Here is a 26,872-nt window from a genome sequence, read left to right on the forward strand (position 1 = left end):
TTTTTTTAAATATAAATACAAGTGCAAACAATATTTACAATACCAGCTACTATCATAGGTATTGCTGTTCTTTTTACAACCGCAAATGGGCTAACTTTAGCAATTCCTGCTACTGCTAAAATAGCAGGTGCAATTGGACTTACGCATCTTCCAAATCCTGTCATTATTTGAATAGGTGCTATCATCATAATTGTTTCAACATTAAAAGATTTTGCAATATTTGGAATTAATGGTGCAAAACTAAAAAATGCTGCATTTCCTGAACCCATCAAAAATGCTGATAAAGAAAGTAAAATTGATACAAATATAATTATTGCTAATACACCAAATCCAGCGTCTTTTGCAAAATTAATTAAAGTATCCACAAAACCTATTGATAAAAGCCCAGCAGCAAATACTTGACCGCATACAATAAGGCTTACGGTTATTACAAATAAATGTCCCATACCTTTAAAAAATACCATAATAGAATTTAAAGTTTCAATTACGCTTTTATATCTAATCATTTCAAAAATAATTGCTGCAAATGTAGAAATCATCATAGCTACAGGAACATTCATTTTTATGCTACTTCCAACAACTTTTGAAAATCCTAATATTAAAATTAGTGGAATTATTGGCAATATCGCATAAATTTTTGGCGGATATTTTGTTTTATTTTCGCCATTTTCACTAAGTTCTTTTTCAATTTCATCTTTATTAAACACAAAATTATCTTTTTTATCAAAATATTTAGATGTAAAATAAATAGCAATCGCAACAGCTAATATAATAGGTATAGTAGTTGGTAATTGATACTGAACAAAATAAGTAGCTGGATCAACTCCTGCTGTTTTAGCAGCTAATATAACATTACCACTTCCAGGGCCATGGTCAATATATTGACAAGTCCCAATAACTGTTAATGCTGATAATTTTGAAACACCAGTCCTAACCAAAATAGGATACATAGTAACCATAAGTAAAAGTCCAAGTCCAGCGTGAGATGGTATAAAAATTACCAAAAATTGTGTAACAAAATAAGAAACTATTAAAAGCATATAAGGAGATTTTACCATACTAAGTGGCTTTTCAAAAACCTTAAATAAAGCATAACTAGCCCCAACATGCTCCATATACGCACTAAAACCTGCTATACACATAAGAGTAAGCCCAAGACCACTAAGTGTAGAAGAAAGGTTTTTATTAAAAACTTCAAAAAGATTAAAAAACCAAAAATTTAAATCCCCTTTAGCGTCTAAAACTTTGCTAGTAAAAATAGCATTACTATCGTGCATAGTCGCAACTAATAATAAAAACAAACCACTAAGCAACAACGCCATATGAGCATTTATCTTTTTTGCAAGCATAAAAACTAATATGGCAATTGCTACTAGTGAAAACAAAATGCTAAACATCTCAACTCTCCTTTAAAAATAAAATTATTATTTTGAAGTAAATTTAATAAAATTTTCTTAAAATTAGATAAATTTAATAAAATTTTAGTAAAAAAAGTAATATTTTTTATTATTTTTTATCAATTAATATTTTTTTGCTAATATTTTTGCAAAATTTTTCAAAAAAGGAGAAAAAATGAATTATCCAAAGGCTATTGGACCTTATAGTGTGTGTGGTAAATCAGATGATTTAGTATTTGTTAGTGGTCAGCTACCAATTGACCCTAGTACAGGAGAGTTTGTAAAAGGCGATATTAAAGAGCTTACAAGACAAAGTTTAAGAAATATAAAAGCTATCTTAAACGAGCAAGGTTTAGATATGAATAATGTTATAAAAACAACGGTTTTATTAGCTGATATAAATGATTTTGCAGCAGTTAATGAAGCTTATGCTGAGTTTTTTAAAGAGCCTTTCCCTGCTAGAAGTGCATTTGCAGTAGCAGCATTACCAAAAGCATCAAGAATAGAAATAGAAGCGATAGCTAAAAAATAATTCCGGTGAAAATCCGGATTTAAATTCCGTAAAGTATTTTTACTTTTAAAATCAAGTTTTTATTAATTGTTTATAAGATAAAATCAGTTCTTTAATTTAAGGAGATGAGATGTTAAATAATTTATTAGTATTTGATTATGAAGACGTGCAATTAATCCCTGCAAAATGTATAATCAATTCAAGAAGCGAATGCGATACTAGCGTAAGGCTTGGTAATAGAACTTTTAAACTACCTGTAGTTCCTGCAAATATGCAAACAATCATTGATGAAGAATTAGCGATTTCATTTGCTAGAAGTGATTATTTTTATATTATGCATAGATTTGAGCCTGAAAAAAGATTAGACTTTGTAAAAAAAATGCAAGAATTAGGGCTTTTTGCATCAATTTCTGTTGGCATTACTCAAAAAGAATACGAATTTATTGATGAATTAAAAGCAAATGAGCTATATCCTGAATATATTACAATTGATATTGCTCACGGACATAGCGACAATGTAATTAAGATGATTAAATACATTAAAAGCACATTAAAAACTAGCTTTGTAATAGCAGGAAATGTCGGAACTCCTGAAGCTGTTAGGGATTTAGAAAATGCTGGAGCTGATGCAACTAAGGTTGGTATTGGACCTGGTAAGGTGTGTATTACTAAGCTTAAAACCGGTTTTGGAACTGGTGGTTGGCAGCTTGCAGCACTTCGCTGGTGTGCTAAAAGTGCTAAAAAGCCAATAATTGCTGATGGTGGTATTAGAAATCACGGAGATATAGCAAAATCAATTCGTTTTGGAGCTACTTTTGTAATGATAGGCTCATTATTTAGCGGACACGAGCAAAGTCCTGGAAAAACCATAGAAATTGATGGCAAAAAAATGAAAGAATATTATGGCTCAGCAAGTGAATTTCAAAAAGGTGAGCGTAAAAATGTAGAAGGTAAAAAAATGTATGTTCCATTTAGGGGAAATATTTTTGATACCTTAAATGAAATGAGAGAAGATTTGCAAAGCTCAATTTCTTATGCAGGTGGAAAAGAACTTCGTGATATTAGAAAAGTTGATTATGTAGTGGTTAAAAACTCAATCTTTAACGGAGATACTATCTAATTAATAAATTTTCCTAATTTAGCTATAAATTAGGAAAATCCATACTCTATTAAATAATTTTTTTTAATTTAAATTCTAAGCTAGTAATTATTTTGATTAAGCACAAAATATAATATTTTGCCTTATAACGACATTTAATATTTAATTCACATAAAAAAACTTATTTTTAAACTATCTAATTAATCTTATTAACTTTTATTAATGGGGGGGGGTATTACAATAAATTTTATTTCATTAAAGGAGTTAATATGGATAAAAATTACGATGCTATCTAACTAATTTATTTTAAAACTAAAAAATATAAAAAATCTAAAAATTAAAAAACTATTTTGAAAGGAAAAAAACAATGAAAAAATTATTTAATATTAAAGGTATAGCAATATTATTAGTTATAATAGCTATTGTAGGTTCTTTTGGAGTATTTAAAGGAATAAATAGCGATTCTTTTAGTGCTGATAATGAGGATAATAAACGCATGTCAGAATGTGTTATACGAAAAGCAGATATATTGCATGATGTAAAAGCTTCTACTGCAAATTTTAAAAATTATGATAATGCAAGACTTCATCATCACATATTTGTTATAACTTCACAATATAGAGATGCTAAAATAAAGATGCATGAAAGTATTTCAAAAATTTATGGTATAAAAGCACGACATAATGAAGAAAATGGTCCTGTATATGATCGTAAGCCAACTACTAAAGAACAACAAGAGGAATTAGATAAAGCAAAAGAACAAGCTAAAGAAGCTTACCAAGAACTGCTTGAACTATATATAAACATTAAACCTCAGGTTTTAACTTTAGTAAAAGAAGCACAAAAACGTAATGGAACAAACGAACAAGGAATACTCTATAATTATACAAAATATGAAAATTATGGTTTAGAGGATACAAATTGTACTGATAAAATTGAAGACTTCTATAACTTATAATAAGTTTCAAATGTTAAGATGTTGTAAAAAACAATGTCTTAACATATATTTTTATGTCATTGTAGCTCAGCAGTAGAGTACTTGGCGTTTCAAACCATGTTGTGGTAGAATTAGGTTTGCAATTAAAAATATTCCTATTGATTGGATTAGCAAAACGTTGTTTCAAACCATGTTGTGGTAGAATTAGGTTTGCAATAAATGCGAGAGAACGGGTTGTATGTTTTGTTTGTTGTTTCAAACCATGTTGTGGTAGAATTAGGTTTGCAATTAATCAGCACTCACACGATTTTTTGTTAAGTTATGAGTTTCAAACCATGTTGTGGTAGAATTAGGTTTGCAATTGCAAGGAAAACTTGCTTATATGTTAAGTATTTGAGAGTTTTTAAAAAGTAGTGATTTTTCCACTTTTAAAATTCTTTCAAATTTTAGCACTTTAGTGGAAAAACTAATCATAGACTTACAACACATTAGCGTTTGAAATCACTTTAAGTTTAGAAAAATACGAAGCTCTGTCTTAGACACCTTCGTAAGATTATTAAAGATTAAAAAGGACTTATAATGGGATTAGGTCAATTTTGGTATAAAACAAAAACCTAATCCATAAGCTATCTTGCTAAATTAATTAAAATTATTAAACTAAAATTGAAATTATCAAAAAACCTTTAAAAAAATAAATTTAAGCACCTTAACGCACAAAAGCTATTAATTAAAAGGCTTATGCAATTAATTCCTAATTTAAATTCTTTTAATTTTAAAATATAAAATCATCACAAGATTGAATTTCAACTAAAATTCCTAGTTTATATGCTTAAATAAAACTTAATTAATTCATATATTAAATTATCATTATAATTTTTCTAATTTTTATTTTGCTAATTAATAATTTTTATTATAATAAAATAAATTTAATTTAAAAGGAAATAAAATGTTAGGGAAAAATCTTTCTTTAAAAGCTCAATTATTCATTGGTTTTGCTAGTATTCTTGCATTTATTTTAATCATATTTTTTAGCGGATATATTAAAATTAATAGCGTAAATAATGATTTAAATGAAATTAGCGATGTAAATGCTGTAAAACAAAGGTATGCAGTTGATTTTAGAGGTAGTGTGCATGATAGAGCAATAGCTATTAGAGATGTTGTTTTATTAAGTGATAAAAACGAGATAAATAATGCTATATCTTTAATTGATAAATTAGAAAACAATTACAATGTAGCAGCTAATAATATGGCAAAAATATTCGCAAATGCTGATTTAGTAGATGATAAAGATAGATTGATTTTAGAAAAAATTAAAGGCGTAGAAGCAAAAACTCTTCCTTTAATAAAAGAAATAATTCAATATAAAAACAATAATGATACAAATAAAGCTCACGAAATATTATTATCTCAAGCAAGAGATAGTTTTGTTACTTGGCTAAATGTTATTAATGAATTTATTGACTATCAAGAAGCAAAAAATCAAGCATTAACAAAACAAGCAAGAGGGACAATTAGCAGCTTTTTAAGTAGTAGTATAGCAATTAGCATAGTTGCATTTTTAGTAGCGATTTTCTTAGCACTTTATATAACAAGATTGATTATTAGCTCACTTGGTGGAGAAGTAAAAGACGCAGTTAAAGCAGTAATTAGCATATCACACGGGAATTTAGATACTAAAATTGATACTAAGTATAAAGATAGTATGCTATATGCTTTAAAAGAAATGGAAAATAAATTAAAAGATATTGTAGGAGAAGTAATTCATTCTTCAAAAGAATTAGAAAATAGTGCAAAAGAAGTAACAAATGCTTCAAATAATGCTAGCAAATTATCAAACGAACAACAAAACAAATCAAGAGAATCTTTAGAAAATATAAACAATGCTAGAATAGCTATGCAAGATGTATTAAATATAGCAAATCAAACTAAAGAAAATTCTCAAAAAACGGTTGAATTATCAAATAATGGAATTAATTCTATGAGAACTACAATTAAAGAAATAGAAAAAATCACAGAAACCGTGCATTATTCTTCAGAGCAAATCAAAATGCTAGATAAACACTCAACCGAAATTAGCAATAGTGCAGAATTGATTAAAGAAATCACAGAGCAAACAAATCTTCTTGCATTAAATGCTGCAATTGAAGCAGCTCGTGCAGGAGAGCATGGGCGTGGATTTGCAGTTGTAGCTGATGAGATTAGAAAATTAGCAGAAAAAACTGACACAGCAACAAATGAAATATCAAATATGATTTCAATAATACAAAGCGAAACTCAAGCAACGGTTGATGCTATTCAAACAGCAGTTCCACAAGTAGAAAGCGGAATGAGACTAGCTAATGAAGCTAATTTGATTTTAGAGCAAATCAGCCATCAAGCAAATGATTCATTATTAAAAGCTAATGAAGTAAGTAACGCTGCTAACGCACAAGTAGAAAAACTTCAAAGCCTAAATAACGATATGATAAGTATCACAAAAAGCTCTGAAAATACCAATAAATCTATGCAAGAAAACACACACGCAGCAAATAGCTTAAAAGAAATTGCAAATACCTTAACACAACATATAAAATATTTTAAAATATAAAAAGATTTTTATCCTAGTTTTTGCTAGGATAAAAATTAAATATCAAAACTTATCAATAATCTTTATTAATAATTCTTGTAATTTAATAGCAATACTAGGAGTATAATCAATATCTTCAATCAAATTATCAGACACAATTCTAATAGCTAAAAACGGCACATTAAAAGCTTTAGCAACTTGAGCAGCAGCTACACTTTCCATCTCTTCAACACTTGCATTATAGGTTTTATTCCAAAGATGAAGCATTAAGATTTCTTTATTAAACGCATCAGCACTAGCTATATTTACCTTTAAAACCCCTTTAGGAGCTAGGCTTATAAATTTATTTACTAAAGTTTCATCACTTGTAAAATACTCATTTTTTAAATCTTCATTATTTGTATCTAGCAAAGTTAGTGGAGCTATCATTGGCTCTTTTGCTAAAGGATTGATAGTATATAAACTCTTAGGAGTTTTATAAGAATTTGCATTATAAATTCTATCTCCTACAACTATATCTCCTAATTTAAGACCTTCTACAATAGCACCTGCTGTGCCTTGATTTATAATAATATCAGGCTTAAAATAAGTTATGCCTAAAGTTGTGGCTGCTGAAGCATTTACAAGACCTATTAAAGTCCTTGATACTACAATATCTTTTCCTTTAATTTTGCCTTCATAAAATATATAGCTACCTATTTTAACTACCTTTTTATCACTCATAGCATTTACTAAAGTATCAATCTCAATAGGCATTGCACCTTGAATTAAAATCCTAGCAAAAATAAAGCTAGGAATTAATAATATTAGTAGTTTTCTCATTTATTATCCTTAGGTAATAAAATCTCAAGCAATATAGCACTAAATCCTGCAGTCGCAACTGCTGAGCCAAATAGATTTTTAAACACATCAGGTAAATGCTCTAAAATAAGTGGTTGAGTGCTTACTCCTAAACCTAGAGCAAGTGAAATTGAAAGTATCATAACAGAACGCTTATTTAATTCTTCTCTTGAAATTATTTTAATTCCAGTTGCAGCAATTGTTCCAAACATTACTAAAATAGCACCGCCAATTACAGGTTCAGGTATTCTTAAAGCAAACTCCGCAACAATAGGAAAAATCCCACAAATCATAAGCATAATACAAACAATATATCCAACATAACGACTTGCAACCCCACTTAGTGCAATTACTGCGTTGTTTTGACCAAAACAAGAATTTGGAAAGGTATTAAAAAATGCTGATACTAAAGAGTTAAACCCATTAGCAAATACCCCACCCCTTAATCTTCTTTCGTATATTTCGCCTTTCATTGGCTGATGACTTAGCTCACTTGTAGCACTAATATCGCCAATGGTTTCTAGTGAAGTAACTAAAAATATTATCGCAAATGGCAAAATTAGGCTAGTTTCTATGCTAAGACCATAAAACAATGGTTCAGGAACTATAAATAAATTAGCTGAATGCACATTACTTAAATCAAATCTACCTAAAAATGTAGCAAAAATTAGACCAATGATAATTGAGAAAAATAAAGCTCCAACTCTAAAAATAGGCTTTTTAAAAGAGTTAAATACTACAATTGATAATAATACTACCCCACTTAAAGCTAAGTTTTCTAAACTTGCAAATTGTAAATTCGCAGGAATATCCTTGCTCATACTAGCAAATCCACCGCCTGCACTAATAAGTCCTGCACTAATTAAAGTAAGACCTATTATCATTACAACAATTCCACAAACTAGATTTGAAATAATTCTTTTCACATATTTTAAACTGATAGATACTAGCATTTCAGTGATACTACATAACATAAGAGTTCCAAAAATTGCTGCTAAAATCTCTGCATCACTTAGGTTTTGATTTCTTAATACTAAGCCACCTGTAATGATTGCTGAAACGAAATTAAAGCTTGTTCCTTGAACACTTAATAATCCTGAACCAATTTGAAATTTTCCAACCTTTAAAGTCATCATTTGAATAAATCCAGCTACCCCACTAGCAAATAATGACATAGAAATAATCCTAGTAGCATTTTCAGGGCTAAGTCCTAATTCTTTTCCTATTAATAATGAAGGAGTTATTACTGCTACAAACATAGCTAATAAATGAACAAGTGCAGCTAAAACAGCACGCACAAACGGAGGCCTATCTTCTAATTTATATATTAATTCATCTTTCATTTTATTCCTTTGTAATCTTTAAAAACTCTAATAACCTAAATGCTACATACTCATAGCCCGACTTAGTAAGATGTGTATTTTTTAATGATTTTTTATCATTTATCCAAGCAATTTTTCCCCCTTCTTTTTGCATTAAATTATCTATATCAAAAATATAAACACCACTTGTCTTTGCCACTTGTTTGATTAAAGTTTTTACTAAAGCATTATTCTCTCCTTTAACATAGTTTTTATTCACAAATAATGTTGGTTCTGGCGGGATTAATAATATTATTTTTGATTTTTTTGTTTTGAAAAGTTCTATAATATTTAAATAGTTATTAATGAAATTCTCTTGATTAATCTTATTTGACACACTCTCATTTGTACCAAAAGAAAATATTATTAAATCATAATCTAATTTCTTAGCAACACTTTTAGCTAAGTTATAATCTATTCTTGAATAATTAAAAATACTAGCTCCATTAATACCTAAATTATCAATATAACTAGAATTATTAGTAATAAAACCACCGATTTTATTTGCCGTTGTAGAAAAATTAATCTGATTTGTATTTTTTTGATAATTTTTTATATTCCAAATTCCTGATTTAAATTCTAAATACTCAACATTATTAGCCTTGAATTTAAGATGGATATTAATCTCGCATTTTGCATTGCAATTTGCATTAATTCCACCAAAACTTAAATTAGTTTTTGTATTTATCAAATACTCTACATTAAATCCTAAATTATTATAATCTGCTAAATACTGATTGTGCCATTTAGGTAAAATCGCAGGAACAAATCCTAAAGAGTGAATATTTAAAGCCTTTCTAAAATATTCGGGAATATAATCACTTGCTAAATGAGAATCTCCTATAAATGCTATTTTTTTATAAGGAATTAAAAGATTGCTTTTAGGTTTTACTTGGATTTCTTTTGGTTTATCAGGCTGAAAATTAACTAAATTTGTTTTAACTTTTGCTTCTTTGCTTACGAGAATTTCATTTTGGTTTTTTTGAGATATTTTAGGGGATTTATAAATCTTATCTGTTTTTATCTCTTTTATAAATAAACTATCCACATAACTACAAGATGAAAAAAATATAACTATACTAAGATAAATAATAATTCTCATTGTATTTCAACTGTTTTAAAAAAATCTTGTGAAATCAACTCATACCCAAGTGGAGTAAAGTGTATGCCATCATTTGACCTAATCCTTTTGCTTTTGCCATCTATCTTGATATAAAAATCAAAATGCTCGGTTAATACAGAATCTAATTTTATGAATTGATAATTATTTTTTTTAGCCAATTCATAAAATACTTCATTTAATATTTTTATTTTTTCATTTTGCTCATCGTTTTTAACTACAGGTAATTCATACCAAAAAATATTAGCGTTATAATCTCTTGTAATTTTTACAAGTTCATCAATTCTTTTTGTATAAAAACTCTTCCATTCACTATCGCCAAATTTTAATACCTTGTTGTTTTCATTAGCATTCCATAAATCATTTACACCTACTAAAATTACTACATTTTTAATTGCACTTTCTTGTAAAGAAGATTTTAAAACCTTTGCATAATCATAGTATTTTTTTCTAAGCAATCCTGTGCTTTGCTTTGCTAAATTCTCACATTTAATATTTTGTTTTTTTAAAGAATTGCATATACTTAGCCCAACACCTTGCATTAAACTATCGCCTAATAAAATTACTCCATTATCTTTACTTAAAACTAATTTTTGATTATTGTGAATTTCTTGCTTAGCAATTAGCTTAATCATATATAAAGTATCAAGATAGCATTTATGAAATACCTTTATTTTATTATTGTTTTCATTGCCTATTTGTGGTTTTATTTCTTTTACCTTTGTAAAAAATACATTGTATTCTAGGTATTCTTTAAATTCATTGCTTTTTTTAAAAAATGCAAAATCTAAATCTATATTTTTATGATAATTTACTTCATAATATTCTTTTAAAGAGTCGTTAAATAAGCTAATAAAAATAATGCTTGAACTAATAATTATTAAAACAAATTCTCTCATTAAAACCCTGCATATATAAAGTTAGGAATTCCACTTGGCATATAAATAAACACAATTAATAAAACTAGATTAATTACAATAATTTTTATAAAAATATTTAAATGTCTTAAAATATTTACAACCAATGCTAAGTGGTTTTTAGAATAAAAATTAATTATAAATAAAACAAATACTACTAAAAATATATAAATTTCTCTTTTATCAATGAAATTAAATTTCAAGAAAAATGAAAAATATTCTCTAACCTCATCAAAACTCACAAAATAAAAAAAGCTCCAAACAATGCTTATATAAGTAAAAGTTATAAATGAAGCTACAAATTTATTAAACCTATATGAAAATAAAGAAATAAAAATCAGCCCTAAAGCGTGAGCTAAACCCCATAAAGCAAAATTATACGAATTTCCGTGCCAAATACCCGAAATAACAAAGGCAATAATAATATTTAAACTTGTTCTATTTACCCTATTTCCACCAAGTGGAATATAAATATAATCACGAATAAAACTTGATAAACTAATATGCCATCTTTTCCAAAAATCTTGAATGTTTCTAGCTTTAAATGGATTATTAAAATTCTTAGGCAATTTAAAGCCAATCATTAAAGCAAATGCGGAAACTAAATTAATATAAGCACTAAAATCTAAATATAGTTTGATTGAATACAAGTAAAAACAATTTAATAAACCTAAAAAACTTAAATTATTTAAATCATTTAAAAATGCGTAAAAATACTTATCCACAATAGGTAAAATCAAAAATACTTTTACTAAAGCAAATAATAAATTAGCTAGTATTAAATCCTTGTGTTTAAAGCGTTTTAAAGTATTAAATTGCTTAATAAAATCAACATATCTAAATATAGGACCACTAACAAAAGTAGCAAAAAAACTAAGATAAGTAAAAAGCGTTAAATAACCAACTGGCTCTTGTTTTTCTTTATAAACCCAAACAATATAAGTAATTGCATTAAAAGTATAAAAACTAAGCCCTAAAGGAAAAATTATATCAGCAATCATAATATCAAAATAGCTTAGAACATAATCAACACTATCTTTAATACTTGAATAATATTTGAATATACATAGATTTAACACTATAAAAAATATAGCAGTATAAAAGATATTTTTAGTATTTCTAACATAAACGCTCAAAGCAAAAAAATGAATAAAAAAGCTAAAAACAAGCACTACTAATAAGCAATAAGGATTAAATAAATATAGTATTAGTATATTAAACCCTAATAATAAAGCATTTTGCTTATTTTTGCCTAGTAAATTAAATACAATGAAAAATATAAATATTAATATTAAAAACTCAACAGAAAAAAAGCTCAAATCAATATTCCTTTAAAACATTTGCTAAGAATTTAGCACCATTTACATTTTCATATTCATATAAATTATTAGCGTATTCTAAGGCATTTGTTTTAAGCAAATTCAATACAAATTCTTTATTTAAATTCTTTTCTTCACAAATAAATGCTAGTTTGTTTTCTACTAAATGCAAGGCATTAAAATATTGATGATTTTTATAAGCATATTTATACGGCACAAAAAGTGTTGGCAAAGCTATATTTATTAGCTCAAAACTAGCACTAGCACCTGCTCTACTAATAGCAAAATCAGCTTCTTGCATATACTTATCAATCTCTTGTGAAAAACCTATTAGTGTTGGTTTAATTTCATATTTCTCATACGCTTTTTCGTATTTATCATACTCTTTAGCACCACATTGATGAATTAATTTAATATTTAATTTTAATAATTCAGGATAAAGCTCTAATGCAAAATCATTCAAAAATCTAGCTCCTTGAGAGCCACCTATTATTAAAATCGTTTTAATTTCGGTTCTTTTTCTTTTATTGAGTGCAAATTTTTCTTGCACAGGGTAAGGGCAAAACTCTTTTTCATAAGCTGAAAAAAACCTTTTAGCAAATGGTTTTGTAAGGCGATTTGCAAGACCCATTTTTGAGTTTTGTTCGTGAATTATTAGTGCTTTAAAACTAATAATTGCAGCTATACTAGCAGGCACACTTGAATATCCACCAACGCTTAAAACACAAGTAATTTTATGCTTTTTAAATATTTTAAGGCATTCAAATACTAAAGCTATTAAAGAAAATAAAACTTTAATCTTGCCTAAAATTCCTTGATTTACAAAACCACTACTTTTTAAAAAATAGCAATTGCTACCTTCAAACCATAAACTATCTTGTCCTTTAGTGCTACCTATATAAACAAACTCATCTAATTCTTTTGACACAGCTTTAGCTACTGCTAAATGCCCGCCTGTTCCACCACCAGTAATTGCTATCATTCTTTATTTTCCAAATTAATATTTTCTCCTGTATTTTTAAAAATACTTAATAATATTCCAATAGCTATAGAATTAGCCAACATAGAACTACCCCCATAGCTTAAAAATGGCACTGCAATTCCTTTTAAAGGAATTAAAGAAATAATTCCACCAATATTCATTAAAAAAGTAGCCATAATACAAACACCATAGCCTATACAAAACAAATAATTTTGCTTATTTTTCATATAAGTTGATAGTTTTAATACCGAAGCTATTAAAAAACCAAACAATAAAGAAACAAACAAAAATCCTAAAAATCCTATTTCTTCGGCAATGCCTGATAGGATAAAGTCAGTATGAACCTCACTTAAAAATCCTAATTTAAAAACCCCTAATCCAAATCCTTGCCCTAATAAATCTCCATTTGTAATAGCATTTAAACTATGTGATATTTGATAAGGCTCACTTGAATGGGCTATTTTAAGACTTTCTTGAATGCTTTCAGGGAAAATTGGTAAAACAAAATCTTGAATACTACCCCACCACTCAAGCCCTCTTTCAAGTCTTCTAGGATTATAAGCTATTAATGAAATTCCAGCAGCAATTGCAGCTAAGAATAAATATAAAATATTTTTAAACCTAACCCCAGCAGATAATGCCATAATAAACAATGTAACAGCAGTTACAACACATTGTCCTAAATCATTTTGAGTAATATAAGCATAGCCAAAAATAAAACAATATATAGCTATAGTTGGAGCTAATAATCGCAAATCTTGTATAAATGTTCTTTTGCTTTTATCAATCTTTCTTGAATATGTAAAAGCCAAAAAAGCTATAAAAGAAATTTTTACAAATTCTAATGGTGCAATGGAAAAGCCAAAAAGCCTAATCCATCTTCTAGCTCCTTTAGTTTCAACAACTAACGAAGCAGGTAAAAATGGTAAGACAAAACAAGCTAAAACACTGCAACCTAAAATAACATATAAAATTCTATAACAAGCCTTTTCGCTAATTAATTGAAAGGTAAAAATAATAAGCACTCCAACAATTGCAAAAAGGGTTTGAGAAAATAAAAACCCATAAGGAGATTTTTGTCCCCCATAGTTAAAAAAACCCATAGAAAAAACAAAAACTATGCTAAACATCATAAGTATTAGCACTATTTCAAAAATTCTTAAATGGGTTTTAATCAATTTTATTGCCTTTTGCCACTAATTGATTGTAAAGCTATTATTAATTCATCTAAATTTTCATAAGGAATATGAACTTTCCATTCTGGAATATTTTCTTTTAAACACACTGCTATGCTTAAAACATCATTGCTACCATCTCCATAAGGGTTTTTAATATTAGCTAATGATATTTTGCCACTTTGAGTGCCTTTGAGTAAAATTGAACTAATTAGTTCAGCTTTCATTTATTAATCCTTTTTAATTTTGCTTGCATTTTTAGCCACTCACTTTGCTCCATTATAGGAAATCCACCATAAACCTTGCCACCAGCTAAATCTTTACTAACTCCGCCCCTAGCAGCAATAATAGCACCATCGCCAATTTTTAAATGCCCACTCGTTGCACTCTGACCGCCCATTACAACAGCATTTCCAAGCTCGCTTGAACCCGCAAGTCCTGTTTGAGATACTACTAAGCAACCTTGACCTAAAACACAATTATGTCCTATTTGAACTAAATTATCAATTTTAGTGCCTGTTTTTATAAGTGTTTTTGAAAACACTGCTCTATCAATACAAACGCACGAACCAATCTCAACAAAATCTTGTAATTCTACATAACCATTATGATAGATTTTAAAATGTCCTTTGCTATTACTTGCATAGCCAAAACCATCGCTTCCAATAACACTTCCAGCGTGAATTATACAATGATTTCCTATTACACTATCATTGTAAATTGTAACATTTGGGTATATTATTACATTATCTTTAATACAAACTCCATCGCCAATATAAGCACCTGCTAAAATAGTGCAATTACTTCCTATGCTAACATCTTTACCTATATAAACATTTGGCATTATTGTTGTATTTTCGCCTATAATTGCGTCTTTACCAACTCTAATTAAATCCTTAGAAAATACCTTACTAAACAATGCAAAAATATATTTTGGGTCTTCGCAAATAACTGCTTTTACATTTGTTGGTAAAAGATTTGCTAATTTTTCACTAATTAATACTGCACCTGCTTTAGTAGTTTTTAAAGCATCACATTCTTTTATACAAAAACTAAGCTCATTTTCATTTGCATCTTCTAAGGAATTTAGATTTGAAATTTGCATTTCAAATTCTATTTTAATTCCTATATTTTCACATAATTCTTTTAAACTTTTCATATTAATTTTCCATCAAAACAACGCCACTTCTAGCACAATCTTTAGGATTGTATTTTTTAATCGTCTTTAAAAAATTATCCACTCTATCGCTAGTATCATTTACGCAAATTGTCATATATTCATCATTTGAGTGAGCTATTGTTCCATTATAGCCTTTTAATAAACTATCAAGACCAGCTAGATTTTGGTCTATATTGATTTTTACCAAAACACATTCACGCTCAACAAATTCGCAATCTTCAAAAACTTTATAAGTAGAAATTAATTTGTGAAGTTGTTTAGTAATTTGCTCAAACACAGCTTCATCTCCACTTGTAATTATATTAATTCTTGAAAACTCTGTCCCTGCAATAGGAGCAACAGTTAAGCTATCTATATTATAACCACGACCAGAAAATAACCCTACTACTCTACTTAAAACCCCGTGTTGGTTTTCTACAATAACGCTTAACGCCCTTCTCATTTGCTATCCTTTGTGATTAATTTTTGTGGTAATATCATATTATAAATTGCAGCACCTGCTGGAACCATTGGTAAAACATCTTCAAATCTTGAAATAACAACATCAATCACGCAAGTTCTAGGGCTTTTTAAACATTCGTGATATGCTTTAATAAATTCATCTTTGCTCTTTACTCTAAAGCTATCACAGCCAAAACTTCTTGCTAACATTTCATAATCAGGTTGCACATCTTCAAGATTAGTTTCTGAATATCTTTCATTATAAAATCTAGTTTGCCATTGGCGAACCATTCCTAAATAAGCATTATTTAAAATAATATTAATTACTTTTTTACGCTCTGCAGTTAATGTCATTAATTCTTGAATATTCATCAAAAACGAACCATCACCAGCAAAATTAAGAACTACTTCATTATTTTTTGCAAATGCAACTCCTAAAGCAGCAGGAATTGAATATCCCATAGTTCCTAAACCACCACTTGTGCTAAGTCTTCTTGGCTCATTGAATTTAAAAAATTGTGCTACCCACATTTGGTGTTGCCCTACATCGGTAATAATATTTGCATTAGGAGTAATTTTCGCACATTCATTAATTACCCATTGTGGTTTTAAGATTTCATCGCTATCTTCATAACTAAATGATGGATATAAACTCTCGTGTCTATCTAAAACACTATGCCAAGTTGATAAATCAAATTCAAATTCTTTTACCTCATCTAAAAGATCGCTAATAACACTACCAACATCTCCAACTATAGGAAAATCAGCTTTAATGATTTTAGAAATTGAAGTTGGGTCAATATCAATATGAGCAATTTTTGCTAATTTTGCAAACTCGCTAGTTTTACCTGTAATTCTATCATCAAATCTAGCACCTAATGAAATTAATAAATCACATTCGCTCATAGCCATATTAGCTCTATAACTTCCGTGCATTCCTGCCATTCTTAGATTATACGGATTATCGTGTTCTAATACCCCTAAACCCATTAAAGTGCAAACCGCAGGAACTTTAGTTTTTTCCACAAATTTACGGATAGCCTCGCTAGAATTTGAACTAATACAACCACCGCCTATATATAAAAGTGGTTTTTTAGCTTCCATTAAAGCACTTGCTAGGCGTTTAATTTGTCTTGGATTGCCTTTATAAGTTGGCTTATATGTTTTCATATTTACTTCACTAGGATAAACAAATTCGCCTTTAATAGCTGTAATATCCTTTGGAATATCAATATGAACAGGCCCTGGACGACCACTTCTTGCTATAAAAAAAGCTTCTTTTAAAACTCTTGGTAATTCTTCAATAGTTTTTACTAAATAAGAATGCTTTACACAAGGCCTACTCATTCCAACTGCATCAATTTCTTGGAACGCATCAGTTCCTATTAGCGAATTTGCAACTTGAGCTGAAATTAAAACCATAGGAATACTATCAGCATAAGCTGTAGCAATCCCTGTTAAAGTATTTGTAAATCCTGGACCACTTGTAACAATAGCAACTCCAACTTTACCACTAGCCCTTGCATAGCCATCTGCTGCGTGAGCTGCACCTTGTTCGTGACGAACTAAAACATGTTTAAAATCATTTTGTTTATATAATTCATCATAGATATTTAAAGCTGCTCCACCAGGATAACCAAAAACTACTTCAACACCTTCTAGCTTTAAAGCTTCACAAATCATCTTTGCACCTGTAATCATACTGCCTCCATTAGGTTTTTTCTTAGGATTTAATCAAATTTTGCTTATTTAATAATTAATACAAATTAAAAAGAATAAAAAATGTAAAAAAATAAAATTTAATTAATAAAAAATTTATCTAATATATTTATTATTTACGAAAAATTAAAAGGATTTAGAATGAAAATTTCACTTAAGATTAGTATATTGGTATTTTGTTCATTATTACTATTAGTAGTATCACTTAGCTTTAATTCTAGTTTAATGTTTGATAAGTTAGAAAACAAAATGCTAACTGAAATTGAAAACGAAAGCATATATCTTAGAAAAGAACAAGTAAAAACCTTAGTAGAAAGTATGGTTCAATATACAAAAACAACATATAAAGATTTAGAAAATCAAAACAAATTAAAAGAATTTAATGACATATTAAAAAACAAATTAGATGAAGTAAGATACGATAACAATACTAAAGGATTTTTAGTATTTCAAGAAGATGGTTTAGTTGTATATCACACACTAAAAGATTGGATTGGAACTAATAAAATTAATTCAGTTGATACCAATAATAAAGCTTTCATACAAGATATAATCAATGCTGGAAAAAATGGTGGTGGCTTTAGCGAATATGAGTTTAAATATAAAGATAAAACTACTAAGAAATTCTTAGCATATTCATTACAAGATAAAGCTAGTGGCTTGATATTTAGCACTGCAGTTGATTTAGATAGTGTTTATACATTCTTAGATAAAAACGCAAAAGAATTAGGCGAAGAACAATTTAAAGAATTAATAAAATTTATAATTATTAGTGCAATTATCTTCATAGTTTTAATGCTTATTGCATATATTTTCGCAACTTTATTTATATCAAAACCTTTAAAAATATTAGAAATTAAAGCAAAAGATTTAAGCAGTGGAGATGGGGATTTAACTAATAAATTAGAAGTGAAAGGAAATGATGAAATAGCTCACGCTTCAAGTGCTATTAATGAATTTTTAGAAAAAATAAGAATTTTAATCAAGCAAGCTAAAAATATTTCTAACGAAAATGCTTCAATAGCAAGTGAATTAGGCAATACTAGTCTTCAAACAGGAAAACGCGCTGAAGAAGGCAGTGAAATAGTAAATCAAATAGCTAAAAAAGGACAAAATACCAAAGAAAGCTTAGAAATAGGAGTTCAAAAGGCTAAGGACGCTACTATAAAATTAGATGAAGCGTTAAGTATGATGGAAACTTCAAATAAAGAAATTAATATATTAAGTAATAAAATCATACATAGTGCAAGTATTGAAAGCGAACTTGCTATGAAAATAGAAAAGCTTAGCACAGATGCTGATAATGTAAAATCAGTATTAGAAATCATTAACGAAATTGCAGACCAAACAAATCTTCTTGCATTAAATGCTGCTATTGAAGCTGCACGTGCAGGAGAGCAAGGTCGTGGATTTGCCGTAGTAGCTGATGAAGTAAGAAGCCTAGCTGAAAGAACACAAAGAAGTCTTAGCGAGGTAAATGCTACTATAAGCATTATAGTTCAAGGCATAAAAGACGCAAGTGAGCAAATGAGTATTAACTCAAACCAAATGCAAGATTTAAGTAATATTGCAAATTCTACTAAAGATAATATGAGTATTATGAAAAATAGCGTAGCAGAAGCTATTAGCTCAAGTGAAAAAACCGTGAATGATTATATAAATACAAGTAAAGATATGGAAGAAATTCTAAATAATTTAAACAATATGAATACAATAACGAACGAAAACGCAAGAAGCGTTGAAGAAATAGCTGGTGCAGCAAATCACCTTAGTGAAATGACTGAAGAGCTAAATAAAAAATTACAAGAGTTTAGAACATGAAAAAGATATTATTTTTAATTAGTATGAGTTTAGTATCAATGGCTGATTATTTAAGTGATTGTGAAAATAGCAAAATCCCTGCTGCTTGTTATAATCAAGGTGTAGTTGAATATAATCAAGATAATTTAGGTCTTGCTATAAGACATTTTACCCTAGCTTGTGATGGCGATATTTATAATGCTTGCTACAATTTAGGGGTAATTTATAGTAAAAATAACGAAAAAGATAAAGCAAGTAAATATTATGAAAAATCTTGCGATAATGGAAATTATGAAGCTTGCTTTTATGCAGGGATTAATACTCAAGATTTTAATAAATCAAAAGAATATTTAGCAAGAGCTTGTGAAAATAGCTATAAAGACGCTTGCTATAATTTAGGAATATTATTTAAGAAAAATCAAGAATTTGATAATGCAAAAATATATCTAAAAAAAGCTTGTGATGATAATTTAATCCCAGCTTGTTATGGCTTAGGCAATTTATATGCTAATGAAAAAAATAATAACTTAGCTATTAAATATCTATCAATTGCTTGCTCTGCTAAAGATTATAATGCTTGTTATAATTTAGGTAATGTATATTATGAATTAAAAGATTATGATAAAGTAGCTAGTTTGTGGAATCAATCTTGCGATAATAAAGACGCATACGCATGTAATAATTTAGGCGTTATGTATCATAAAAAAGATAAAAATATGGCTAAATTGTATTATAAAAAATCTTGTGATTTAGGAAACAATATAGCTTGTGAAAACCTAAAAATACTTGAATAATTTAGGAATTTATTTCCTAAATTAAAATTCTTCAGTCTCGCTTGGTTCGTTGTCTTTTCTAAACTCAAGTTGTAAAAATTTCGCTTTAGAAGCTTTAAAATCAAAATGAATTTCTTTTAATTCCCCACTTCTATTCTTAGCAATATCAAGTATAGCGTGGCGTTCTGCTAAAATAGTCGGATCATCATCAGCTTTATTAATAAATAATATCAAATCAGCATCTTGTTCTATACTACCACTCTCACGAATGTCTGAGAGCATAAGTTTTTTATTCATTCTAGAATCTACCGAACGATTAACTTGAGAAAGTGCTAAAATAGGGATTTTTAATTCTAGTGCAAGTAATTTTAACCCCCTACTAATCTCACTTACTTGAATATGTCTATCAGCCCTTGTATTTAGTGAGTTCATAAGCTGAATATAGTCTAATACACATAAACCTATATTGTTATGCTCTTCTTTTAATCTTCTTAAAGATGAGCGAAGAAATTCTATATTTAAATTACCCTTATCATAAATATATAAAGTCTTTTCACTAAGCATATTCGCACTCATTTGCATATTATTTATCTCATCTTCTGTTAATCTATCTCCTGTTAAGATATTTTGCAAACCTATACCTGTATCTTGTGCTATTAATTTAGCCATTATCTTATAAGCTTCTGTTTCAAGACTATAAAACACCACTCCAACATCTTTTTTAAGTGCATTTAATAAAATATTTAAAGCAAATGTAGTTTTACCCATACCAGGACGAGCTGCAAGAATTATTAATTCCCCTGCTTTAAAGCCCTTTGTATAATGATTTAATAAAGAAAAACCTGTATCAACTCCGATTACATCTTTATCAATTATCTTACTAACCCTATTTAATTCTTCATAAAACTCATTAACAGCAGTTCTTGAACTCTTTAAAGTATTATCGCTAACGCCTGATACTAAAGAATAAATCTTAGCATTTAAATTATGCGTATAATCAATACTATCTTGCACACTGCTTAGCTCTTGTGTGCTTGTATTCATTAAAGAATTAAGCTGGTCTTTTACACTTAAATTCCTTAACATTTTTGAATATTCATCAACTTCTATGAAAGAATTTTGCTGCTCAAGTGCAGTCCAAAAACTATCCTTTGCACTTGCAAAAGAGATTTTTACTAATTTTAAATCCACACTATCTCTAAGTCTTCTTTTATTTAATATAAACTCAAATATATCAGCGTGTAATCTATATGAAAAATCACTTGGCTTAATAATACTTGCGGCTATATCTATATTTTCATTATTTTCTATACAAGCTAATAAAATACTTTGCTCTAATTCAATATCAAAATACTTACTCATAATTCTTCCTTAATTCTTATTTTAATCTCTCGTAAAAATTAAAGAAATTAAAATAAGAATTTGAAATAGGAATTTCAAATTCTATTCTTCGTGAAGTTTTGCTTCGTCTAATACTTCATCTAAAAATCTATCTACTAAAGTATCATATTTACATTTTGCAACCACTTCACCGTGTCTTATTACTAAGCCTTCATTTTTGCCAAATGCAATTGCTACATCAGCTCCTTTAGCTTCTCCTAAAGCATTTACAACACAACCCATTACACTTATATTTAATGGTGCTTTAATGTGTTTTGTCTTTTCTTCAACCACTTTAACAGCACTTAATAAATCGCTTTGTATTCTTCCACAGGTTGGACAAGAAATTATATTTATACCGCTTTTTTGCACTCCACTATCTTGCAAAATCGCTTTAGCGACCCTTATTTCTTCGCTAAGTTCTCCTGTCATAGAAACACGAATAGTATCGCCTATGCCATTTAATAATAACTGACCTATAGCAATTGAGCTTTTTATCGTGCTATGAAACTTAGTTCCTGCTTCAGTTACTCCTAAATGAAACGGATAATCACACAATTCTCTTAATCTCGTATAACTTTCTATTGTGCTTTGTGCGTCTGAAGTTTTAATACTTATTTTAATATCCCTAAAATCAAAATCTTCAAGTAATTTAATATTATAAACAGCACTCTCAAGCAAGGCTTTTACACTTCTGCCGTATTTGTTTTCAAATTGTTTTTCAATACTTCCGTGATTTACACCAATTCTTATAGGAATATTTCTTTGCTTACAAGCATTTACTACTTCTTTTATATTTTCTTTGCCACCGATATTTCCTGGATTTATTCTAATCCCATCTATAAATTCAGCACAATATAAAGCTAATTTGTGATTAAAATGAATATCTACAATTAGCGGCAGTGGGCTTTGCTTTTTAAGTTCTGCTAAAGCCCTTGCATCTTTTATATCCAAACACGCAACTCTTACTATATCAGCACCTGCTAATTTTAACTCAATTAATTGTTCTAAACATCCATTAATATCTTGAGTTTTTGTAAATAGCATTGATTGAACGCTAATTGGAGCATCACCACCGATTTTAACCCCGCCTACACTAATTTGCCTAGTTTTAAATCTAGGCTTAAAAAAATCACTTCTCATATTAATTTATATTGTATTTTTTAAGTAAAACTTCATATTCGCTAGTTTTTATAAATTCTTCTAAAGCTTTATTTAATTTCTCTCTTAGCTCTACATTTTCATTTTTGCTAAACGCTATAGAAAATCCTTCTGTGCCATCATCTTCATTATAAAATTCAGCTAAATTAGGATATTTTGCTAAATATTCTCTTGCCACAAGTGCATCAAATGCTAAAGCATCTAATTTTTTATCATTTAAAGCCATTACTAAAACAACAGGATTTTCATTAGGTTGCACTAATGCACCTACTTGTTTTACTGCTGCTTCTTGAACCGTGCCTAATTGCACTCCTACTTTTTTACCTTTTATATCATCTTTAGTTGCGATACTGCTATCTTTATGCTTTAGATAAATTGTCTTAGCTTTATAATAAACATTGCTAAAATCACAAGCTTTTTTTCTTTGTTCGCTTGAACTCATAGCACTCATAATAGCATCAATCTTACCTGCTTTAAGTGCTGCAATAAGTCCATCAAAACTCATAGCTTTAAACTCATATTTTATACCAGCAATTTTTGCTAAATTATCAAATAATTCAGCATCAAAACCACTAATCTTATCATCAACTAACATATCAAATGGGGGATAATCAGGAGAAATCCCAACTTTATAAACCTTGTCATTTGCATATAAACAAGCACTAAAAATCAGTGCAAACACTACTAATAAAAACTTTTTCATAACTACTCCTTATAGCCCGTATTTTTTGATAAGCTCATCATACTTACTACTTGCTTTTACTTCTTCAAGGGCTTTATTAATTATATCAATTAAGTCTTTATTTTTATCCTTTGCAAATGCAAATGCAAAACCTAAAGCCCCGTCATTTTCTTCATAAAAACTCTCAATTTCAGGATTTTTTGCCATAAATTTCTTAGCCACAAAAGAATCAAAAACAACCGCATCTATTTGCTTATTCACAAGGCTCATAACAACCACTGCTGAATCTTCGTGTAAAATCACATTAGCACCTAGCTTTCTTGCAGTATTTTCTTGAATTGTGCCAAGTTTCACTCCTGTTTTAACACCTTTTAAATCTTCTTTTGTAGTGAAAGTATCGCCCTTTCTTTTAAGATACATAGTTTTTCCAAAAAAATAAGGATTAGAAAAATCACAATTCTTCATTCTTCTTTCGCTAATACTCATTCCTGAAGCTATCATATTGATTTTACCAGCTACTAAAGATGGAATAAGCCCATCAAAACTCATATTAACAAATTCAATCTTAAGATTAGCAACCTTTGAAATCTCATTTACTAAATCAACATCAAAACCACTCAATTTACCATCAACCATCATATCAAATGGAGCGTAATTTGCCGAAATACCAACCTTAACAACTTCATTTGCATAAGCAAATAAAGTTATAAATAAAGCTAAAAAAATCTTTTTCATATCTAATCCTAATGATTTAAAACTTTGTTTAAAAACTCATTTAATCTAGCATTTGTGCTAGAGTTAAATACAACTTGTGGCGTATCATCTACTGCTATTTTGCCACTTTCCATAAAAAATACCCTATTAGCTACATTTTTTGCAAAACCCATTTCGTGAGTTACTAATATCATAATAGGAGCATTATCTCCACTTGCTATTTCTTTAATAAGTCCTAAAACTTCTCCTACCATTTCAGGGTCAAGCGCACTAGTTGGCTCATCAAATAATATAACTTCAGGCTCCATCATAAGGCTTCTTGCTATTGCTATTCTTTGTTTTTGACCACCGCTTAATTTGTGTGGAAAGAACTCTTCTTTATCAGCTAAACCAACTTTAGCTAAAAGATTTCTAGCTTTTTTAATAGCTTCATCTTTGCTTAAAATATTTAAACTAACAGGGGCTAAAATCAAATTATCCAATACATTTTTATTTGCAAATAGATTAAAATGTTGAAATACCATTGATACTTTTTGTCTGTGCTTATTAATATCAATTTTTTCATCTAAGATATTTTCATTATTGATTAAAATCTCTCCACTACTTGCAACTTCAAGTTTATTTAAACATCTTAAAAATGTGCTTTTTCCACCGCCACTAGGTCCAATAATAGCAATAATATCGCCTTTATTAATCTCTACACTAATATCTTTTAATACTTCTAAATTCCCGTAATTTTTGCATAAATTAGATATCTTAATCATTTCTTTTTAGCCTCATTTCTAATAATCTTACAAAACAAGTAAATACTTTAACACTAGCATAATACACAACACCTGCGAAAATATAAGGCTTAGGGTCGTATAAAAGTGATTGAAAAATCTTGCTTTGAAAAGTCAAATCAACAACGCTTATAAACGCAACTACTGAAGTTTCTTTAAACAACGATATAAACTCATTTGCTAAAGCAGGAATGATATTTTTAACAGCTTGTGGAAAAACTATCATTTTCATAGCTTGAAAGTGCGATAAACCCATAGACCTTGCTGCTTCCATTTGACCTTTATCAACGCTTTCAATCCCGCTTCTAATAATCTCTGCAACATAAGCACTAGAATTAAGTCCTAAAGCAATAACAGCTACAAAAAATACATTTTCAACTTGAGCAAAAACCACAAATGCAAATATCATTAAAAGTAGCATTAATGGCATACCCCTAATTAAATCTAAATATTCATTGATTAACATTGTTAAAAATCTATTCCTAAGCACCAATAAAAACGCTAATAAAAATCCACCAGTAAGACCAATAATCAAACCAAGTGAAGTAAGTCCTAAAGTAGTGCCATAACTTTTAAGATAAGCTAAATGCTCTGCTTCGCTAAGTTCTTTAAATGGATAACAATAATAAGTAGTAATAATCACTATTGCAAGTGGAAAAATTACTTTAAAAATATTTTCTAAATTCTTCAATTTTTTTCCTTTAAACAAAATAATAAAAAGTGTAAAAACACAACTAAAAAACGATTATAAATTAATGAGTATTATGTAGATGACGAAGATGATGACGGATAGTAAGATATTTGTTGTGCTTGATTAAATCTATAATTTTCATCTTTTCGTCCTTTAAAAAAAATAAGTTTGATTATCTCTTTTTTAGCTTAATGATTTATTAAATTTATTAATTTTTAAGCTTAAAAACTTTTTTGTATTTTTTAAGATACTTATAATTGGAATTTAAATTTATATAAAGAATTTTTATTACCTAATAATATATTTTGTAATTTTATTTTTATTTAAGGTTGGGGGGGGGGTAAAATTGGTATTTGATTTCAATTAAAAAAAGGATTACCAAATGAAACTTTCTTTCAAAATTTCATTAACAACTGCAAGTTTATTTGTAGTTTTACTTTTAGCTTTATCTTATATGCAAAGCAATAAGACAGAAGATATAATCATAAATAATTACGATTCTTCAATAGCAGGAGAATTGCAATTAAGAAATGCTTATGTTGATGAATATATCAAAACCCGTATTGAGCAAATTGAAAAAATTGCAAAAACTTTTGAAGATGCTGATGATTTAAGCCCAGAATTTATCAAGCAAATCATTAGTAGTGATAATAGGGTTTTAGATTTTCAAGGATTATTTATAGGCTTAGCAAATGGAAATGTTTATAAGGCTGAACCTGATTTAACTTTTAGATTAATCCCTAATTTTGATGGTAGAACTAGAGCTTGGTATAAAGAAGCAGTAGCTTTAAAAAAGGCTAGTAATTCATCAATTTATCAAGATGTCTCAAGCAAAAAATCAGCCACAACTATTTTTGCACCTGTGTTTAAAAATAATAAAATCGTAGCTGTAATTGGTGGAAATATACTAATAAATGATTTTAGCGATACCATTACAAAAATTAAATCTCATAATGATATTAGCACTTTAATTCTTGATAAAAATAATGAGATAATAGCTAGTGAAAACGCAAACGAATTAGGCAAACCTGAATGGCTTGATAGTCTAAATCAAAAATTATCTACGCTAAAAACTAATAAGAATTTAAATCATATTGTTTTTACAAAGGATAATAAAAATTACTTAGCTTATTGTATTATTAATGATATAAGTGGATTTAGTATTTGCACCATTATTTTAGAAGATGTAATAAATAATAGTGTAAATGATGCTAGAAATGCTACTTTAATAAGCTTTTTAATATTTTTAATAATAGTAATAGGATTTTTAAGTTTAATTATTAATTTTTATTTAAAACCTTTATCAAAAATCACCCAAGGAC

Annotated in this window: 25 protein-coding genes; 7 read left to right on the top strand and 18 right to left on the bottom strand. The window is 28.4% G+C overall.

Annotated features, from left to right (window positions below):
- Window positions 1-5: 5 nt before the first annotated feature.
- Entirely contained in the window at window positions 6-1,397 is a 1,392-nt protein-coding gene (gene dcuC / locus AVBRAN12642_RS05035; protein WP_336608049.1) for a C4-dicarboxylate transporter DcuC, read from the bottom strand.
- 175 nt (window positions 1,398-1,572) lie between these two features.
- Between dcuC and AVBRAN12642_RS05040 the strand changes: the two genes are divergently transcribed.
- From AVBRAN12642_RS05040 to AVBRAN12642_RS05055, 4 genes are all read left to right on the top strand, one after another.
- A complete protein-coding gene (locus tag AVBRAN12642_RS05040) occupies window positions 1,573-1,929 on the top strand; it encodes a RidA family protein (RefSeq protein ID WP_336607309.1) in 357 nt (118 codons plus the stop codon).
- A gap of 109 nt (window positions 1,930-2,038) precedes the next feature.
- On the top strand, window positions 2,039-3,028 hold the full coding sequence (locus AVBRAN12642_RS05045; protein WP_214117880.1) for a GMP reductase: 990 nt from the start codon (window positions 2,039-2,041) through the stop codon (window positions 3,026-3,028).
- Window positions 3,029-3,374: 346 nt separating this feature from the next.
- Window positions 3,375-3,965 carry a hypothetical protein gene (locus AVBRAN12642_RS05050; protein WP_336608050.1) on the top strand — a complete coding sequence of 197 codons (591 nt, stop codon included), beginning with the start codon at window positions 3,375-3,377 and terminating at the stop codon, window positions 3,963-3,965.
- Between the two features lie 925 nt (window positions 3,966-4,890).
- Window positions 4,891-6,534, top strand: a complete 1,644-nt coding sequence (locus AVBRAN12642_RS05055) for a methyl-accepting chemotaxis protein (protein WP_214149777.1) — start codon at window positions 4,891-4,893, stop codon at window positions 6,532-6,534.
- 42 nt (window positions 6,535-6,576) lie between these two features.
- On the opposite strand, the gene AVBRAN12642_RS05060 is transcribed toward AVBRAN12642_RS05055, so the two are convergent.
- The 11 genes from AVBRAN12642_RS05060 to AVBRAN12642_RS05110 are packed head-to-tail and all read right to left on the bottom strand — an operon-like array spanning window position 6,577 to window position 17,549.
- Window positions 6,577-7,335, bottom strand: a complete 759-nt coding sequence (locus tag AVBRAN12642_RS05060; protein ID WP_336607306.1) for a 5'-methylthioadenosine/S-adenosylhomocysteine nucleosidase — start codon at window positions 7,333-7,335, stop codon at window positions 6,577-6,579.
- Window positions 7,332-8,696 (bottom strand): uracil-xanthine permease family protein, encoded by a 1,365-nt coding sequence (locus AVBRAN12642_RS05065; RefSeq protein WP_336608051.1) that lies wholly within the window; start codon window positions 8,694-8,696, stop codon window positions 7,332-7,334. Before AVBRAN12642_RS05065 ends, AVBRAN12642_RS05060 begins: the two co-directional genes overlap by 4 nt.
- Window position 8,697: 1 nt before the next feature.
- Window positions 8,698-9,816 (bottom strand): GDSL-type esterase/lipase family protein, encoded by a 1,119-nt coding sequence (locus tag AVBRAN12642_RS05070; protein ID WP_336608052.1) that lies wholly within the window; start codon window positions 9,814-9,816, stop codon window positions 8,698-8,700.
- Complete coding sequence (locus AVBRAN12642_RS05075) at window positions 9,813-10,733, bottom strand: DUF459 domain-containing protein (RefSeq protein WP_336608053.1); 921 nt, start codon at window positions 10,731-10,733, stop codon at window positions 9,813-9,815. Before AVBRAN12642_RS05075 ends, AVBRAN12642_RS05070 begins: the two co-directional genes overlap by 4 nt.
- Window positions 10,733-12,070, bottom strand: a complete 1,338-nt coding sequence (locus AVBRAN12642_RS05080) for an MBOAT family O-acyltransferase (RefSeq protein WP_336607304.1) — start codon at window positions 12,068-12,070, stop codon at window positions 10,733-10,735. The genes AVBRAN12642_RS05075 and AVBRAN12642_RS05080 overlap by 1 nt, the downstream gene beginning before the upstream one ends.
- 1 nt (window position 12,071) lies before the next feature.
- Window positions 12,072-13,052 carry a UDP-N-acetylglucosamine--N-acetylmuramyl-(pentapeptide) pyrophosphoryl-undecaprenol N-acetylglucosamine transferase gene (locus AVBRAN12642_RS05085; protein ID WP_336608054.1) on the bottom strand — a complete coding sequence of 327 codons (981 nt, stop codon included), beginning with the start codon at window positions 13,050-13,052 and terminating at the stop codon, window positions 12,072-12,074.
- Window positions 13,049-14,230 carry an FtsW/RodA/SpoVE family cell cycle protein gene (locus AVBRAN12642_RS05090; RefSeq protein ID WP_214120001.1) on the bottom strand — a complete coding sequence of 394 codons (1,182 nt, stop codon included), beginning with the start codon at window positions 14,228-14,230 and terminating at the stop codon, window positions 13,049-13,051. Before AVBRAN12642_RS05090 ends, AVBRAN12642_RS05085 begins: the two co-directional genes overlap by 4 nt.
- Window positions 14,231-14,232: 2 nt before the next feature.
- On the bottom strand, window positions 14,233-14,454 hold the full coding sequence (locus tag AVBRAN12642_RS05095; RefSeq protein ID WP_214117890.1) for a hypothetical protein: 222 nt from the start codon (window positions 14,452-14,454) through the stop codon (window positions 14,233-14,235).
- Window positions 14,451-15,386 (bottom strand): UDP-3-O-(3-hydroxymyristoyl)glucosamine N-acyltransferase, encoded by a 936-nt coding sequence (gene lpxD / locus AVBRAN12642_RS05100; RefSeq protein ID WP_267524846.1) that lies wholly within the window; start codon window positions 15,384-15,386, stop codon window positions 14,451-14,453. Before lpxD ends, AVBRAN12642_RS05095 begins: the two co-directional genes overlap by 4 nt.
- A 1-nt stretch (window position 15,387) precedes the next feature.
- Window positions 15,388-15,849, bottom strand: a complete 462-nt coding sequence (gene ilvN / locus AVBRAN12642_RS05105; RefSeq protein WP_214117892.1) for an acetolactate synthase small subunit — start codon at window positions 15,847-15,849, stop codon at window positions 15,388-15,390.
- A complete protein-coding gene (locus AVBRAN12642_RS05110; RefSeq protein ID WP_214149784.1) occupies window positions 15,846-17,549 on the bottom strand; it encodes an acetolactate synthase large subunit in 1,704 nt (567 codons plus the stop codon). The genes ilvN and AVBRAN12642_RS05110 overlap by 4 nt, the downstream gene beginning before the upstream one ends.
- 267 nt (window positions 17,550-17,816) lie before the next feature.
- On the opposite strand from AVBRAN12642_RS05110, the gene AVBRAN12642_RS05115 reads away from it, so the two are divergent.
- On the top strand, window positions 17,817-19,388 hold the full coding sequence (locus tag AVBRAN12642_RS05115; RefSeq protein ID WP_442862359.1) for a methyl-accepting chemotaxis protein: 1,572 nt from the start codon (window positions 17,817-17,819) through the stop codon (window positions 19,386-19,388).
- Window positions 19,385-20,161, top strand: coding sequence for a tetratricopeptide repeat protein (locus AVBRAN12642_RS05120; RefSeq protein ID WP_214117895.1), 777 nt, complete (start codon window positions 19,385-19,387; stop codon window positions 20,159-20,161). Before AVBRAN12642_RS05115 ends, AVBRAN12642_RS05120 begins: the two co-directional genes overlap by 4 nt.
- A 21-nt stretch (window positions 20,162-20,182) precedes the next feature.
- On the opposite strand, the gene AVBRAN12642_RS05125 is transcribed toward AVBRAN12642_RS05120, so the two are convergent.
- The 6 genes from AVBRAN12642_RS05125 to AVBRAN12642_RS05150 form a co-directional block, all read right to left on the bottom strand.
- The gene (locus AVBRAN12642_RS05125; RefSeq protein ID WP_336608056.1) at window positions 20,183-21,502 is read right to left on the bottom strand and encodes a DnaB-like helicase C-terminal domain-containing protein; all 1,320 of its coding nucleotides are present in this window, start codon (window positions 21,500-21,502) and stop codon (window positions 20,183-20,185) included.
- 81 nt (window positions 21,503-21,583) lie between these two features.
- A complete protein-coding gene (gene ispG, locus AVBRAN12642_RS05130) occupies window positions 21,584-22,663 on the bottom strand; it encodes a flavodoxin-dependent (E)-4-hydroxy-3-methylbut-2-enyl-diphosphate synthase (protein ID WP_214149785.1) in 1,080 nt (359 codons plus the stop codon).
- Window position 22,664: 1 nt separating this feature from the next.
- Window positions 22,665-23,384 (bottom strand): transporter substrate-binding domain-containing protein, encoded by a 720-nt coding sequence (locus AVBRAN12642_RS05135; RefSeq protein WP_336608057.1) that lies wholly within the window; start codon window positions 23,382-23,384, stop codon window positions 22,665-22,667.
- Window positions 23,385-23,393: 9 nt separating this feature from the next.
- Window positions 23,394-24,098: a transporter substrate-binding domain-containing protein gene (locus AVBRAN12642_RS05140; protein ID WP_336608058.1), complete on the bottom strand. Its 705-nt coding sequence runs from the start codon at window positions 24,096-24,098 to the stop codon at window positions 23,394-23,396.
- A gap of 8 nt (window positions 24,099-24,106) precedes the next feature.
- Window positions 24,107-24,841: an amino acid ABC transporter ATP-binding protein gene (locus tag AVBRAN12642_RS05145; RefSeq protein WP_214117900.1), complete on the bottom strand. Its 735-nt coding sequence runs from the start codon at window positions 24,839-24,841 to the stop codon at window positions 24,107-24,109.
- On the bottom strand, window positions 24,834-25,550 hold the full coding sequence (locus AVBRAN12642_RS05150) for an amino acid ABC transporter permease (protein WP_250325159.1): 717 nt from the start codon (window positions 25,548-25,550) through the stop codon (window positions 24,834-24,836). Before AVBRAN12642_RS05150 ends, AVBRAN12642_RS05145 begins: the two co-directional genes overlap by 8 nt.
- A 382-nt stretch (window positions 25,551-25,932) precedes the next feature.
- Here AVBRAN12642_RS05150 and AVBRAN12642_RS05155 point away from each other — a divergent pair.
- The coding region (locus AVBRAN12642_RS05155) for a cache domain-containing protein (RefSeq protein WP_336608059.1) at window positions 25,933-26,872 on the top strand (940 nt) is incomplete at its 3' end.

It is taken from the genome of Campylobacter sp. RM12642 (assembly GCF_020137635.1).
In the GTDB taxonomy this organism is placed as follows: Bacteria; Campylobacterota; Campylobacteria; order Campylobacterales; family Campylobacteraceae; genus Campylobacter_E.

Coding starts and splice junctions, on each gene's coding strand:
- dcuC (WP_336608049.1), bottom strand. CDS start 1,397: ATGTTTAGCATTTTGTTTTCACTAGTAGCAATTGCCATATTAGTTTTT.
- AVBRAN12642_RS05040 (WP_336607309.1), top strand. CDS start 1,573: ATGAATTATCCAAAGGCTATTGGACCTTATAGTGTGTGTGGTAAATCA.
- AVBRAN12642_RS05045 (WP_214117880.1), top strand. CDS start 2,039: ATGTTAAATAATTTATTAGTATTTGATTATGAAGACGTGCAATTAATC.
- AVBRAN12642_RS05050 (WP_336608050.1), top strand. CDS start 3,375: ATGAAAAAATTATTTAATATTAAAGGTATAGCAATATTATTAGTTATA.
- AVBRAN12642_RS05055 (WP_214149777.1), top strand. CDS start 4,891: ATGTTAGGGAAAAATCTTTCTTTAAAAGCTCAATTATTCATTGGTTTT.
- AVBRAN12642_RS05060 (WP_336607306.1), bottom strand. CDS start 7,335: ATGAGAAAACTACTAATATTATTAATTCCTAGCTTTATTTTTGCTAGG.
- AVBRAN12642_RS05065 (WP_336608051.1), bottom strand. CDS start 8,696: ATGAAAGATGAATTAATATATAAATTAGAAGATAGGCCTCCGTTTGTG.
- AVBRAN12642_RS05070 (WP_336608052.1), bottom strand. CDS start 9,816: ATGAGAATTATTATTTATCTTAGTATAGTTATATTTTTTTCATCTTGT.
- AVBRAN12642_RS05075 (WP_336608053.1), bottom strand. CDS start 10,733: ATGAGAGAATTTGTTTTAATAATTATTAGTTCAAGCATTATTTTTATT.
- AVBRAN12642_RS05085 (WP_336608054.1), bottom strand. CDS start 13,052: ATGATAGCAATTACTGGTGGTGGAACAGGCGGGCATTTAGCAGTAGCT.
- AVBRAN12642_RS05095 (WP_214117890.1), bottom strand. CDS start 14,454: ATGAAAGCTGAACTAATTAGTTCAATTTTACTCAAAGGCACTCAAAGT.
- lpxD (WP_267524846.1), bottom strand. CDS start 15,386: ATGAAAAGTTTAAAAGAATTATGTGAAAATATAGGAATTAAAATAGAA.
- ilvN (WP_214117892.1), bottom strand. CDS start 15,849: ATGAGAAGGGCGTTAAGCGTTATTGTAGAAAACCAACACGGGGTTTTA.
- AVBRAN12642_RS05110 (WP_214149784.1), bottom strand. CDS start 17,549: ATGATTACAGGTGCAAAGATGATTTGTGAAGCTTTAAAGCTAGAAGGT.
- AVBRAN12642_RS05115 (WP_442862359.1), top strand. CDS start 17,817: ATGCTAACTGAAATTGAAAACGAAAGCATATATCTTAGAAAAGAACAA.
- AVBRAN12642_RS05120 (WP_214117895.1), top strand. CDS start 19,385: ATGAAAAAGATATTATTTTTAATTAGTATGAGTTTAGTATCAATGGCT.
- AVBRAN12642_RS05125 (WP_336608056.1), bottom strand. CDS start 21,502: ATGAGTAAGTATTTTGATATTGAATTAGAGCAAAGTATTTTATTAGCT.
- ispG (WP_214149785.1), bottom strand. CDS start 22,663: ATGAGAAGTGATTTTTTTAAGCCTAGATTTAAAACTAGGCAAATTAGT.
- AVBRAN12642_RS05135 (WP_336608057.1), bottom strand. CDS start 23,384: ATGAAAAAGTTTTTATTAGTAGTGTTTGCACTGATTTTTAGTGCTTGT.
- AVBRAN12642_RS05140 (WP_336608058.1), bottom strand. CDS start 24,098: ATGAAAAAGATTTTTTTAGCTTTATTTATAACTTTATTTGCTTATGCA.
- AVBRAN12642_RS05145 (WP_214117900.1), bottom strand. CDS start 24,841: ATGATTAAGATATCTAATTTATGCAAAAATTACGGGAATTTAGAAGTA.